Origin of the sequence: Formosa sp. L2A11 (assembly GCF_009796865.1) — a bacterium.
Classification (GTDB): domain Bacteria; phylum Bacteroidota; class Bacteroidia; order Flavobacteriales; family Flavobacteriaceae; genus Formosa.
The window spans coordinates 3,105,729-3,119,367 of sequence record NZ_CP047028.1 but is presented as its reverse complement, the minus strand read 5'-3'; the positions used below and the strand labels follow the sequence as shown (position 1 = coordinate 3,119,367).

At 30.3% G+C, this 13,639-nt stretch carries 15 protein-coding genes; 9 read left to right on the top strand and 6 right to left on the bottom strand.

The annotated features are described in order from the left end of the window. The first annotated feature begins 170 nt into the window (after positions 1-170). The 7 genes from GQR95_RS13790 to GQR95_RS13760 all read left to right on the top strand — a co-directional run bounded on the left by GQR95_RS13790 (position 171) and on the right by GQR95_RS13760 (position 5,891). A complete protein-coding gene (locus GQR95_RS13790) occupies positions 171-1,034 on the top strand; it encodes a helix-turn-helix domain-containing protein (RefSeq protein WP_159023709.1) in 864 nt (287 codons plus the stop codon). Between the two features lie 98 nt (positions 1,035-1,132). Then, entirely contained in the window at positions 1,133-1,582 is a 450-nt protein-coding gene (locus tag GQR95_RS13785) for a MoaF C-terminal domain-containing protein (protein ID WP_159023708.1), read from the top strand. 179 nt (positions 1,583-1,761) lie between these two features. Beyond that, a complete protein-coding gene (locus GQR95_RS13780) occupies positions 1,762-1,956 on the top strand; it encodes a hypothetical protein (protein WP_159023707.1) in 195 nt (64 codons plus the stop codon). A gap of 150 nt (positions 1,957-2,106) precedes the next feature. Next, positions 2,107-3,255 carry an ergothioneine biosynthesis protein EgtB gene (gene egtB / locus GQR95_RS13775; RefSeq protein WP_159023706.1) on the top strand — a complete coding sequence of 383 codons (1,149 nt, stop codon included), beginning with the start codon at positions 2,107-2,109 and terminating at the stop codon, positions 3,253-3,255. Then, positions 3,256-4,257: an L-histidine N(alpha)-methyltransferase gene (locus GQR95_RS13770; protein ID WP_159023705.1), complete on the top strand. Its 1,002-nt coding sequence runs from the start codon at positions 3,256-3,258 to the stop codon at positions 4,255-4,257. A 3-nt stretch (positions 4,258-4,260) separates the two neighbouring features. After that, entirely contained in the window at positions 4,261-4,926 is a 666-nt protein-coding gene (locus GQR95_RS13765; RefSeq protein WP_159023704.1) for an aspartate/glutamate racemase family protein, read from the top strand. A gap of 104 nt (positions 4,927-5,030) precedes the next feature. After that, positions 5,031-5,891: an NAD(P)H-binding protein gene (locus GQR95_RS13760; RefSeq protein WP_159023703.1), complete on the top strand. Its 861-nt coding sequence runs from the start codon at positions 5,031-5,033 to the stop codon at positions 5,889-5,891. Here the strand turns inward: GQR95_RS13760 and GQR95_RS13755 are convergent, their stop codons facing one another. The 5 genes from GQR95_RS13755 to GQR95_RS13735 form a co-directional block, all read right to left on the bottom strand. Then, the gene (locus GQR95_RS13755) at positions 5,892-6,059 is read right to left on the bottom strand and encodes a hypothetical protein (RefSeq protein WP_159023702.1); all 168 of its coding nucleotides are present in this window, start codon (positions 6,057-6,059) and stop codon (positions 5,892-5,894) included. A gap of 70 nt (positions 6,060-6,129) precedes the next feature. Beyond that, positions 6,130-7,146, bottom strand: a complete 1,017-nt coding sequence (locus GQR95_RS13750; protein ID WP_159023701.1) for a glycoside hydrolase — start codon at positions 7,144-7,146, stop codon at positions 6,130-6,132. A gap of 116 nt (positions 7,147-7,262) precedes the next feature. Continuing rightward, the gene (locus GQR95_RS13745) at positions 7,263-7,457 is read right to left on the bottom strand and encodes a helix-turn-helix transcriptional regulator (protein WP_159023700.1); all 195 of its coding nucleotides are present in this window, start codon (positions 7,455-7,457) and stop codon (positions 7,263-7,265) included. Positions 7,458-7,587: 130 nt separating this feature from the next. Then, positions 7,588-8,052: a hypothetical protein gene (locus GQR95_RS13740; RefSeq protein ID WP_159023699.1), complete on the bottom strand. Its 465-nt coding sequence runs from the start codon at positions 8,050-8,052 to the stop codon at positions 7,588-7,590. A gap of 11 nt (positions 8,053-8,063) precedes the next feature. Continuing rightward, positions 8,064-8,528 carry a hypothetical protein gene (locus tag GQR95_RS13735; protein ID WP_159023698.1) on the bottom strand — a complete coding sequence of 155 codons (465 nt, stop codon included), beginning with the start codon at positions 8,526-8,528 and terminating at the stop codon, positions 8,064-8,066. Positions 8,529-8,836: 308 nt separating this feature from the next. Here GQR95_RS13735 and GQR95_RS13730 point away from each other — a divergent pair, with 308 nt between their 5' ends. Next, entirely contained in the window at positions 8,837-10,141 is a 1,305-nt protein-coding gene (locus tag GQR95_RS13730) for an NAD(P)/FAD-dependent oxidoreductase (RefSeq protein ID WP_159023697.1), read from the top strand. A gap of 1 nt (position 10,142) precedes the next feature. Next, entirely contained in the window at positions 10,143-11,732 is a 1,590-nt protein-coding gene (locus GQR95_RS13725) for a 4Fe-4S dicluster domain-containing protein (protein ID WP_159023696.1), read from the top strand. Positions 11,733-11,826: 94 nt separating this feature from the next. On the opposite strand, the gene GQR95_RS13720 is transcribed toward GQR95_RS13725, so the two are convergent. Next, the gene (locus tag GQR95_RS13720; RefSeq protein WP_159023695.1) at positions 11,827-13,524 is read right to left on the bottom strand and encodes a hypothetical protein; all 1,698 of its coding nucleotides are present in this window, start codon (positions 13,522-13,524) and stop codon (positions 11,827-11,829) included. Positions 13,525-13,639 lie beyond the last annotated feature (115 nt).

Here is a 13,639-nt window from a genome sequence, read left to right as displayed (position 1 = left end):
TGCCCTTAACTTTAGTTTAAAAACTAAAGTTGAGGGCATTTTTTTTGACTTAGAATTAGTCTGTATCAATATACTTTTTTAAGATTGTAATTTAAGTGTTATATAAAAAATGAGTAGTTTAGTACAGTAATCAAATGTTTTGGTTATCTATAACATCGTAATAATTTATATTGAATACCATTCCAAATATTTCTTTTGAAAGTAGCGAGGGCGCTACTGATATAGAGTTTCTTCGTCTATCGGAACTGTTTATGCGTATGGAGAACGATCCCGATCATAACATTCAAGAACCACACAGAATTACGTTTTTTGCTTTGCTAGTTGTTACAGAAGGTAAAGGTGAGCATCAAGTAGATTTAAAAGAATATAAGGTAAGCACAGGCTCTGTTATTAAAATAGCAAAAGGGCAAGTACATGCATTTACTGATTACAAAAATTATAATGGGTATTTGATTGTGTTTACAGAAAATTTTGTGTTGAAGTATTTCTCTAAATCTTCAATAGATTTTATTTCACATTTATATAATTACCATATTTCTAAACCATTAGTTGAGGCATATGATTATAATCGTTTTTTTCTAAAACATATTATTGAAGAGTTTCAAAAAGAAGACACATATGCTCAAAAAGAAATCATTGCTAAAATATTAGAATTGTATTTGTTACGATTAGAACGCTTATCGCATTACGATTTGTTAGAGCATTTTAATAAGAAACATCAAATGCTTTTTATTAATTTTAAAAACCGTGTTGAAAGTCACTACGTAAAAACGCGAAACGTAAAAGACTATGCAGAAATGTTATGCGTTTCTACCAAGTTTTTAAATCAAGTGGTTAAAGCATTTACTTTAAATACAGCTAAGCATTTTATAGACGAGTTTGTAATTCTCGAAACCAAAAGAGCTATGGTAAGTTCAAACTACAGTTTAAAAGAAATAGGGCATGCTGTAGGTTTTGATGAGATTACGAATTTTACTAAATTTTTTAAAAAGCACACTTCAGAAACACCAAAACAATTTAAAATGAGATTATAAGTATGTTGTTCTTACATTAACCATTCTTGGTTGAAGATTAACCGCTTTGGTTTTAAAGATTAATATCAATTTTGTATTCAACTTTAAAATCAGAAAATATGAACACTAAAATCATAGCATTTATATGTATAGTCTGCTTTAGTCTTGGGACTAGTTTTGCACAAACTACAACATCAGAAGCAGATTCCTTTCAATTTGGCAACCCAGAACATTTTTTAGACGGATACATTTTAAATTTTCAATATCAAAATGGAACTGCCATTCATATGGAGTTTTATAATGGTAAGGCAAAATACGAGTGGGTCTCTGGATCAGCTAAAGGACGAGGAAATGCAGATATTCCATATCGTTCACTAAAATTAGGGTCAGATATGTATTTGGTAAATTGGCATGAAAAAGGATTAAGCGATTATTTGACTATTGTCTTCGATTTTGATAAAATGCTTATACATAGTTCTATTATTATAGGCTATAAAAACAAAGCAGAGCGACCTACCAAAACGGTGTTTTTAACTGGTTTTATAGATCATCTAGATCGAAAAGACTAGTTTCTAATTCTTATTATAAATACATTGAAAACTGATGAAGTCTATGAGTACTTTATCAGTTTTTCTGTTATATAAAACTAGTTGTTTTTCTGTTTTGGTTTCATATTAACCATTTAAAAACAACTATTCACCTTTCTATAATTCTACAATAAACAGAACTTTGTATTAAAAATAATAATATGAGTCAAGTAACAATTTGCCCAACATGCGGAGGCACATCTAAATTTAAAGCCTCAGAAGGAAAGACAATCTATCAAGCCATTCAAGACGACGATTTATTAAAGAAAGTCGGTCAACTAAAAAAAGCCATGGAAAAATTTAAAGCTAAAGCAGATGCGTTAGAAAAAGAATTGATAGCGTTAAAACAAGCTTAATTACTTATTAATTTTGCAGATATTAAAATATACTAAAGTTAATTTATTATTAAATTCGAAATATTATTCAATAATTATTGTTGTATTAATGTTTTTTAATCTGTTATTTTAGTAAGTTTATATGAATACAATATTCAATCCTCAATTTAAATGTGTCTAAGTTCAAAATATAAAGCAATTAGAGATCAAACAGTAATGTTCTGTAATCATTTAGATATAGAAGATTATGCGATACAAGTGGTTCAGTTTGCAAGTCCTCCCAAATGGCATTTAGCACATACTACATGGTTTTTTGAAACTTTTATTTTGAAAAATTATGTAACAGACTACACCGATTTTAATTCCGATTTTAATTTTTTGTTTAACAGTTACTATAATAATGCTGGCGATAGAGTTTTACAATCTAACAGAGGTAATATGTCTAGACCAAGCACAAATAAAATTTTAGAGTATCGTAGACATGTAGATGAAAGTATGATTGATTTCTTAGATAATCTTACAGATAAAAAGATTATAGATATTGTTGTTCTAGGCTTAAATCATGAACAACAACATCAGGAATTATTAATTACAGATGTAAAATATATGTTTGGTCACAATCCGATATTTCCTGTTTTTAATTCTAAATACAATTTGGTTAAAGATGCAAACAAGACATCTGGAAGTTTTAAAATAGATGCTGGTCTTTATACTGTTGGCTATCAAGAAAATGATTTTTGTTACGATAACGAATTAGGTGTTCATAAAGTCTATTTAAATGCTTTTGAAATCGAAAATAAGTTAGTAACAAATGGTGAATACCTTGAATTTATGGAGTCTGGTGGATATTCAGATTTTAATTTATGGTTGGATGATGGTTGGTCTTGGGTCAATGAAAATGTTATTAATTCGCCATTATATTGGCATAAGATTGATAATGAATGGCATTATTACACACTAGGAGGATTACAAAAAGTAGATAAAAACGCAATTTTAATTCATATTAACTTTTACGAAGCTAATGCCTTTGCAGAATGGAAAGGGATGCGATTACCAACAGAATTTGAATGGGAAATCGCTGCTAGTAAATTTGATTGGGGCAAACGTTGGGAATGGACTAATAGTGCATATTTACCTTACCCCAATTTTGTTAAAGAAAATGGTGCTTTAGGTGAATATAACGGAAAGTTTATGAGCAACAAAATGGTGTTGAGAGGTGCTTCTGCGGCAACTTCTACAAACCATAGCCGACCAACATATCGTAATTTTTTCAACCCTTCGGAAAGATGGCAATTTACCGGAATTAGATTAGTAAAATAGATGATAAAAACACTTAGAAGAAATACCGAAATATCTCAAAGTAAAGAGGATAAAACATTATGTGAATTTGCAACCGAAGTAAAACAAGGACTAGAACTCCATGAAAAAACTTTGCCATCAAAATATTTTTACGATAAAAAAGGAGACGCATTATTTGTTGAAATTATGAATCTGCCAGAATACTATTTAACACGTAGTGAATTAAATATTTTTCAGCATAAAACAGATGAGTTAATTGAAGGATTAGATTTACAGACAAATACTTATTTTGAATTAATTGAACTTGGTGCTGGAGATGGACTAAAAACTAAAGAATTACTAAAATGTTTAGATACTCAAAATTATAAGTTCGATTATTTTCCTATAGACATTTCGTCAAATGCATTACAACTTCTAAAAAAGGATTTAAATACAGAATTACCAAATGTGTCTGTAAAAACTAAACAAGGCGATTATTTTAAGGTTTTAGATGCTTTAAAAGAAAGTAAGCATCCTAAAGTTATTTTATTTTTAGGATCTAATATTGGGAACATGACAGATACTGAAGCGTCTCAATTTATTTATAATTTGGGTAACAATCTGAACACTGGTGATAAATTATTATTAGGGGTAGATTTAATGAAGTCTATAGACATTGTTTTGCCAGCTTATCATGATAGTAAAGGAATAACAGCCGCTTTTAACCTTAATTTACTAGATAGAATTAATACGGAATTGGGCGGGGATTTTAATTTAAATCAGTTTAAACATCAGCCAGAATACAATGAAGAAACTGGAGTTGCTAAAAGTTATATCGAAAGTACTGCAAAGCAAATAGTAACTATAAAAGCAATTGGAAAAACTTTTAATTTCTCTAAAGGAGAAAAAATACACACAGAGATTTCAAGAAAATATAATGATGCACTGATCTCGAAAATTATTGAAAATACAGATTTTGATTTACAAACCAAAATTATGGATAGCAAAGCCTATTTTGCAGATTATATTCTTTCAAGATCTTAAAAAATGGAAAAAGTGCAACTTGGTGTATTAGGTTTAGGGAGCAGAACGACATCCTATTATTTAAGTGAATTAAACGCATTGTATAACAATAAAAAAGGCGGTTATAGTACGTGCCCTTTATTGTTGTATAATGTCGATTTTAATTCAATAAATGCATTGTTACCAAATGCATCATCAGAATTAGACCTTGTAACTCAAGATTATTTAAAAAGAATGGATGCGTTTCAATGTCAAAATATTATCATTCCTAATATCACACTGCATGAAACCGTAGACCGATTAAAAATTAATGCAAATATTCTCCATCCAATACATTTAACTATCGCTAAGTTAAAAGTGCTTAAATGTACCAAAATAGTATTATTTGGGTCTTTATTTTCCATGCAATCAAAGTATATAACTTCTCATTTTAAATCGCATGGGATTGAGGTTGTGTTACCTTCAGAATCGGATATGAATTTTATAGATACCGTAAGAATACAAGTTTACAATCAAACAGAAACTACAGAGGTAATTAAGAAATATCATTTACTTATTAATAAATATTCAGCTAAATATCCAGTTGTTTTAGGGTGTACAGAGTTATCTATTTTAAAACCTCTAAACACTAAGGATCTCATAGATATGGCTCAATTACAAATAGAAGCAGCTGTGTTTTCTATGCAGTAAGATTAAATCAATTTGGTTATACATTAACCATTTTTAGTCCAAGATTAATCTCTAAGACTAAGCATGTATTTATCACCTTTGTTATTCTAAAAGTTTAGGATTTTATGAAAATAGCAGTTACATCAGCAAGTGGAAAATTAGGAGCTTCCATAATACAAACTCTTGTAAAGGAACTTGGAACGAATCAAGTTATTGGTATAGCAAGAACACCTGAAAAAGCAAAACATCTGGGTGTAGAAGTTCGTGAAGGAGATTATAATAACCGAGAGCAATTCGATGCCGCTTTACAAGGTATAGATAGTGTATTATTGGTTTCAGGTATGGACGATCCGCAAAAACGAATTATTCAGCATAGAAATGTAATTGAAGCCGCAAAGCAAAATAATGTCAAAAAAATAGTATACACTAGTATTGTAGGGGCAGAAGAAGGCAATGCATTTAGCCCAATTGTACAAACAAACAGACAAACAGAACAAGATATTATAAACTCTGGATTAGACTATGTGATTGGTAGAAATGGAATTTATATAGAACCAGATTTGGAATATATAGATACGTATGTAAAAGACGGTGAAATTAAAAATTGTGCTGCAGAAGGTATATGTACCTATACAAGCAGAGCAGAGTTAGGTTTCGCTTATGCCAAAATGCTTTTAGGAAATAAACATAACGGAAATGTATATAATTTAGTAGGAAATGGTATTACACAACATGAACTTACAAGTCTTATAAATCAAGTATATCAAACAAAACTGGTGTATCATTCTGTTTCGGTTAAAGACTATAAAGCGGATAGAATTGGAGCGCTAGGTGAATTTCTAGGAACTATTATTGCAGGTATTTATGAAGGCATTAAAAGCGGTGCAGATGATGTGCCTTCAGATTATAAGACAGCTGCTGGAAGATCTCATAAATCTACATTAGAGATTATTAAAGATTTTTATGAAACCAATCTCAATAATTAATTAAGATCTAAATATCGATTTATCAATTTTACCTATTAAAAGTGCTCCAAATCCAGCTCCAATTGCCATGGCAGAAATAATTCCAGTAATACCACCTTCTAGTGGAGTGAATTGAATTATTACACCTACTGTAAATAGTATTGCGCCTACAATTCTTTCTTTATTCATATTAGTGAGTTTTTTGAGATTTTTTAAAACTTAACTAATTTAATAAAATTTAATCATTAATCGAATGGTTTTAGCTAGAAAAGGTATTGTAATACGACTTAATCACCTGTTCTACAGGTTTGTTTTGTGGGGTAAATCTAGAATCGTCTTCACCTCCAGATTCATCATGGTTTATAAACCATTTCCAAACAAACCCACCTGCAAACCATTCTTCTCCCCAAAAGGTTTCAAATAATGCTTTGGTGCAATTTACTTGAGCATCAAGATTAACTTGTGTCATGGCACGATCACTGTTCCATGGCGCTTTTCCGCTATAATCTACACTTCTGTAACCAAATTCTGTAAATAAAATGGGTTTATTGTGTTGCTTAGAAAAGGTTTCAACGTTCTTTTTATACGGTTTTAAACCTTCAAGAGCATCTTCAAAACTTGGTGTTTTCTTAGGACTTACCGGAAAGTAGGCGTTAACACCAATATAATCTAAATCGTCCCAGAAAGGTGTTTTCTCAAATTCATCCCAATTAGATGCATACGTTAATTTACCAGAATATACTTTTTTAATATCTTGAATTAACATTTTCCAATACTCTGGTCTTGCAGTAATAAATTGTTCTAATTCTGTGCCAATACAAAACATATCAACCTGAGATTCTTCTGCTAATTGCGCATAGGCCATAATGAATTTAGAGTACGAAGCTTCTAGAATTTTCCAGTTGTCTTCATTTTTCATTATAATATTTCCTGTAAATTCTCCGTGTCTTACCCAAATTTGAGGTTTAAGCATCACTTTTATGTTTTGCTTTTGCAGTTCTTCTACATAATGTTTCGCACCAGATCGTGTTTCTCCATACCACTGTCTGTCCGTATTATATTTAACATCTGGATGATTTAGATCTTGTATATACCCAAAAGGCATAACAGCAGCATAATTTGAATGAATAGTAATAAGAGGTTTTACATGATTACCGCTAACAGAATCTCTAGAAGATACAAAACTTACACCATTAATTTTTGGAGTTTGTGTTTGTGTCTGACAAGAGAGTACACTAAAAAGGAATAAAAAAAATAGGCAATTAAGTAATTTCATAGAATAGTTTTCTGAACTCCGAAAATAGTTTAAAACATTAAACAATAATTTTAAAGTTTTCCCAAAGTTTAAATTAAGGAATAAAATAAAATATATGTTTTCGAAGTCTTTTTTAACTATTCTTCAATATCGAAAAGATACTCTACGGTTACTTTAAAAAAGCGTGCCATTTTTATAGCCAATATAACCGAAGGATTAAATTTGTTTCTTTCTATGGCATGAATAGTTTGTCTAGACACACCGAGTTCGTCGGCTAATTGTGCCTGAGTTAAATCGTGTCTTGCGCGTTCTACTTTAACTAAATTTGTCATTAATAAAATTGTTTTTTAAAGAAGCGTATAATTAAAAAGAGAAATGCTAATAGAATAAAAATACTGAAGAAGCTGAAATTGATCTCTTTTGATAATATGGTTAAGAGTATTGTCAGTACAATTTTAGTCATCAGTAAAGTCGTTTTTTTATGCAAAATATAATTAAATAGATAGACATGAATAAGGATAAAAAATAATCCAATCCTAGTTTAATTTCTTTAGAAAAAGCATATAAAAGTATTGAGACTATAATACCAAAAATAGCTGTGAATTTATAAGACTCTAAACGTAATGAATTAATATAATCATCTTCAATTTTTTCTTTAGATAGCATGTACATTAAAATCCCTAAGAACGATATTGCATAAAAATAATGTATTGTTTTTCTTCCGAAATAATCTTTGAAAATAACAACATCATGCATTGGTTGTAATTTATGTTCTGTATTTCCGAGTTTTTCATCTCTATCTCGAGTAGCATTATACCCTTCATTAAAACCACTGGCAAAATCGTCTCCTCCTCCTATGATTGAAAATATAATAAAAATTGCTAAACCTAATTTCTTACACCAGTTTGGTAGTATTTGTGTTTTCATAATAGATTATTTTAGTAGATACGTTTTTTAATAAAGAATGTAATTAAATAGAAATACATGAATAGTTGAATAAAGTAATCTATGTTAAGCGTAATTTGTTTTGAAAAAGCATATAATAGTATTGAGATTACAATTCCGAAAAGTACAGTGAATTGGTAAGATTCTAATCGTAATGTGTTAATATAATCATCTTCAATTTTTTCTTTAGATAGCATGTACATTAAAATCCCTAAAAAAGAGAAGACTTGAAAATAGTGATAAGTTTTTTCTCCGAAATAATCTTCGAAAACAGATACTTCACTTTTAGGTGGTAATTTATGTTCTATATGTTGCAGTTGTTCTTCTACTGGTTGATAAGAATTACCACCATCAACAAAGCCATTTATCATACTATCTCCAGAACCTAAAATCGCGAATATAATAAATAGTGCTAAACCTAATTTCTTGCACCAGTTTGGAAGTATTTGTGTTTTCATAATCTATTATTTTTATACAAATGTATACAATACTTTACATTTGGTAACTTAAAATTGCTATTTATTTTTGATATCATTTAAATTTAAACTCAAGTAAGTAACTCTTTTATAGTGTTTGAGTAAAGATTTAATTGCAGCTTATTGAAGCGTTTATAAGTAGTGCAACCTTTATTTAATTAGAAAAATGAATGATTTATAGTTTTAATTAATCCTTACAAAAGCATTCTAATTTAAACACTTTCTAAATTAAGTGATGCAAATAAGTTCTTATCTTTAAATACGACCTAACATGAGATAACAATTAATCTATGGAACATATTGCCATTATTGGAAACGGAATTTCTGGTGTAACGCTTGCGAGACATATTAGAAAAAATTCTGACAAAAAAATTACTATAATTTCTGGAGAAACAGATTTTTTTTTCTCGCGTACCGCACTTATGTATGTGTATATGGGGCACATGAAGTTTGAACATACACAACCTTACGAAGATTGGTTTTGGAAAAAAAACAGAATAGAATTAAAGAAAGGCTTTGTAAAGCAGGTTGATACAGAAACAAAAACACTTCATTTTACAGAAGGAGATACATTACAATACGATAAACTTGTAATTGCTACAGGAAGTAAACCTAATAAATTTGGCTGGCCAGGACAGGATTTAGAAGGTGTTATGGGGATGTATCATAAACAAGATTTAGAAAATTTAGAAAAACATGCACCTAATAAAGAGGTGTGTAAAAGAGCCGTTATTGTTGGTGGTGGTTTAATTGGTATTGAAATGGCAGAAATGCTTAATAGCCGTAGTATTCCTGTTACCTTTTTGGTAAGAGAAAATAGTTTTTGGAATGGTGTATTACCAAGTGGTGAAAGCGAAATGATTAACCGCCATATTAAAAATCATCATATAGATTTACGACTTTCTACAAATTTAAAGGAAATTGTTTCAGACGAAAATGGCAAAGTAAAATCTATAATTATAGAAGAAACAGGCGAAGAAATTCCGTGTAATGTGGTTGGTCTTACTGCTGGAGTGGCTCCAAATATAGATTTTATTAGAGATTCTGGTATAGATATAGGTCGTGGTGTAAAAGTGAATCGTTTTTTAGAAACGAATATTCCAGATATTTACGCGATTGGCGATTGTGCAGAACAGCATGAAGCTATAGGAAACAGACGTCCAATTGAAGCTGTTTGGTACACAGGTCGTATGATGGGAGAAGTTTTAGCCCAAACTATTTGCGGCAATAAAATGGAATATAAACCAGGACATTGGTTTAACTCTGCAAAATTTTTAGATATCGAATATCAAACATACGGTTGGGTGTTTAGTGATAGAAATAAATCGGAACACGAACAGCATTTTCATTGGAAACATACAGACGATACAAAATGTATTACGGTAGCTTATCATAAGGATACAAATACATTTTTAGGAATTAACACCTTTGGAATTCGCATGCGTCACGAAGTTTTTGATCGTTGGATTACTGAAAATCGTGATATGGATTATGTTATGAAAAATCTCCCTGAAGCTAATTTCGATCCTGAATTCTACTCTCACTTTGAAAGCGAGATTCTAAAAGCTTACACTAACCAATTACAAACTGTATAAAATGAGTAATAAAATAAATAATAGTATGTCGTTGGCTAATCCCGATGCTTTAAATATTACGAACAAACAAAAAATAGCACTTGGTATTGGTACAATAGGACTATTTATATTAGTCTTAGCGTTATTTAATACAGATTTTCCTAATAAGGGATTGTTTTTAACACTCTCATTAGGTGCAATAATTGGTGGTGTTATTTTATATTCTAGAGAAGCTTACCTTAATAAGTTAGAGGGCATAAAGAACGATGGTGTTTGGTTTAAATCTATTTCTTCTCGTGGTATTCTAGGGTGGATGCTTGGTGTAGTCTTAACATCATTTTACATTGTATTATACTTCTTCCCAAAATATTTAGGATTAGGAGCAAACGGAGAAGCAAACTCTGGTTTAATTGGCTTTTTCGATCCTTTAAGTCATTTGTTAAGTGGGAGAGATGCGAGCCAGTGGTTTGTATATGGTGTGCTTTATACGGTAGCCATATTAGCTTTCGGATATAAGTTTATATTAAAATACAGACATAACCGTTACCAGCAATTACGTACAGGATCTGTAATGTTTTTTCAATTGGGTTTTGCCTTTTTGATTCCTGAATTTATGTATGTAATGAATAACGATTTGCCATATTACGATCTTAAAAGTGTATGGCCACTTAACTATTATATTTTTGATGCCTGGTCTGTAAAAGGCTTCCTGTCTACTGGAAATATTGGTTTAGCATTGTTATTATTTGGGTTATTATCCATCTTTGTAATTACACCTATTTTAACCTACAAATACGGTAAACGTTGGTATTGTTCTTGGGTTTGTGGTTGTGGTGGTTTAGCAGAAACTGCAGGTGATTCTTTTAGACAATTATCGTCTAAAAAAGTATCGGCATGGAAATTAGAACGTTGGTTAATTCATACCGTATTAGTTTTCTCTGTGGTGATGACGGTTGCTATGGTGTATTCTTATTTAGGAGTAGAGAAAAACGATTTCTGGTTAACTAGAGGTGTATTTATATCCTTAGTTATTGGTTTCTTAACAGTTGTATTTGCTGCTGTAATGTATTTTAAAAGACAAGAGTTAGGTAAAGACGCTAAAATGGGAGCTATTGGTTATGCTGTGGTTATCGCTTTATTATTGATTATGCACTTTACAGGAACTACAGAACAGTTGTTTTTTATTAAAGGTTCAACATTAAGATCTGCTTATGGTTTATACATAGGTTCTATATTTTCTGGAGTTATCGGGACAGGATTTTATCCTATTTTAGGAAACCGTTCTTGGTGTCGTTTTGGTTGTCCGATGGCAGCAATATTAGGATTTCAACAACGTTTATTTTCTAAATTTAGAATTACAACCAATGGCGGACAATGTATTTCTTGTGGTAACTGTTCTAACAGTTGTGAAATGGGAATTGATGTTAGAGCGTATGCACAAAAAGGGGAGAATATTGTACGATCTAGTTGTGTAGGTTGTGGTGTATGTTCTGCTGTTTGCCCAAGAGGTGTTTTAAAATTAGAAAACGATACTATGGAAGGTCGTATTAATCCAACAGAAGTACTTTTAGGTAACGATGTAGATTTAATGGATTTATTGAACAAGAAATAATAAGAAGACTAGTTTAATCTAGAATGTAAATTATCAGTGTTTTAGCCTTTTATAAGATGAATTAAATCTCATATATAGGCTGAATACTGATAATTTATTTGTTTATATTAAGATTTGTTAATGGCTCTTTTTCTATTTTAATAAAATAATGTAGCGGATTAAAACACATGTCTTTAAATATATTAAACAACACTTCAGGAAGTAGTCTAAAGTTGACACCTCTAGATTTTAATGCTAAATAGAAGGTTATAGAAAAGCTGACTATAAAATTTACCAATCCAATAAGTAAAGCTCCAACGATTCCTAATAAGATGGTTTTAATATTGAAATCGAAATTCATAATGGAATAGCCCAAGTTTGCAGAGCTAAAGGCAACGTGTCTAATATCAATCTCAAACGGTAAGATTTTACTCAATAAAAAAGACGAACCAAGAAAAATACCAAGACTTATATTTCCGAATAATGTTCCTGCTTTCTTTTCAAAAAAAGCAGCTAATCGCGTGCTCTTGAAGAGGAGTTTTTTATTATTACGAATACGATGAGCAATTTTAGAAGCGATCACTTTATTATCTATATAACCAGAAATTAATCCGGACAATGCTAGAAAAAATCCAGCTACTGCTGCAAAAAATAGTAATTGATATGTAGGGCGTATTTTATGTATTAAGTATTCGGGCTTAACTATTTTTGATACATAATCGGCATTAATTAACTGAAAAAAGTACATAAGTATACACGCAAATGCGATTGCCATTAAAAAGTTTCCCATCACAGAAATAAACTGACTTCTAAACACTTTTCTTACAATGAAAGTGATACTCTTCATCGAGTCGAATTTTAAGTTTCCTTCTTTATCAATATTTTTAACAATTGTAGTAGCCGTCATTGCAGGCTGTTTTGTCGCAATTATTCCACCTAATTCTTTCACTATTATAAAACATAAAGCATAATTTATACTGAATAATAAGGCATTATAAGAAGATGATAATTCATATGAGACGATAATAAGTTTTATTAAAGCGAATACAGCGATTATGCTTCCTCCGAAAAGTGATCTGTAAAAAAAGCTCCAATAATCTTTACGGCTTTCTGCAATATATTCTTCTCCTTTATTAGAATTGTGTTCAACAATTTCCATAGCAACTAAATCAGAATGTCTACTAATGTAGCGTCTTATGCTGTCTTTATATTTTGAATACTCAATACATTCAACTAGCATTTTCTTCCAATGTTCTTCAGAAGAAATATTTAATTTTAAAATAAGTAATTCCTTTATTCTTTCTGTGTACTCTAATATTCTTCTTGTGGTTGATGTAAGATGAAAACTTGTTCCAATCTTATTTTTGTTTTTTCTTAATGCTATTATAAGAATTTCAATTGCATTCAAGGAATTTATCAATTCTAAAATATCTTCTTTTTTGCTCCCAGATAAGTTGTTTGTATTTTGAAGTAAAAGCTCAAAATGATTTGATTTTAATTCCAGATAATCACACTTTGCCTTTATATTATTATCTAGTCCGAATGCAACAACTTTGGCGCATAACGCTTTAATACTTAGGTCTAGTTGTTCAGAAATAGCACTGTCTGTTAGAGTATTAAAATCTATAAGGGATAATACATAAGGCACAGCATTCGCTTTACTATGTAAAACATATTCTATGGTATTTGTGTCTGGAATACTAGGAAGTATTTTTCTGTATAACCTATTAATTATGCCAGAACTAAAACCATATTCTTCCATAAGAGAATACTTGGTAAAGAATGAATAAAAACTTAAATGCTCTAACGTCATGGGTTGTGTTTTATGAGGTATTATCTACTCGAAACACAACGTATTATTTTTTAGAAAATAGTCTGTTGCTAAGCAAAATTCACCAAAAGCCAAAATAACTAATGTGATATAAAGT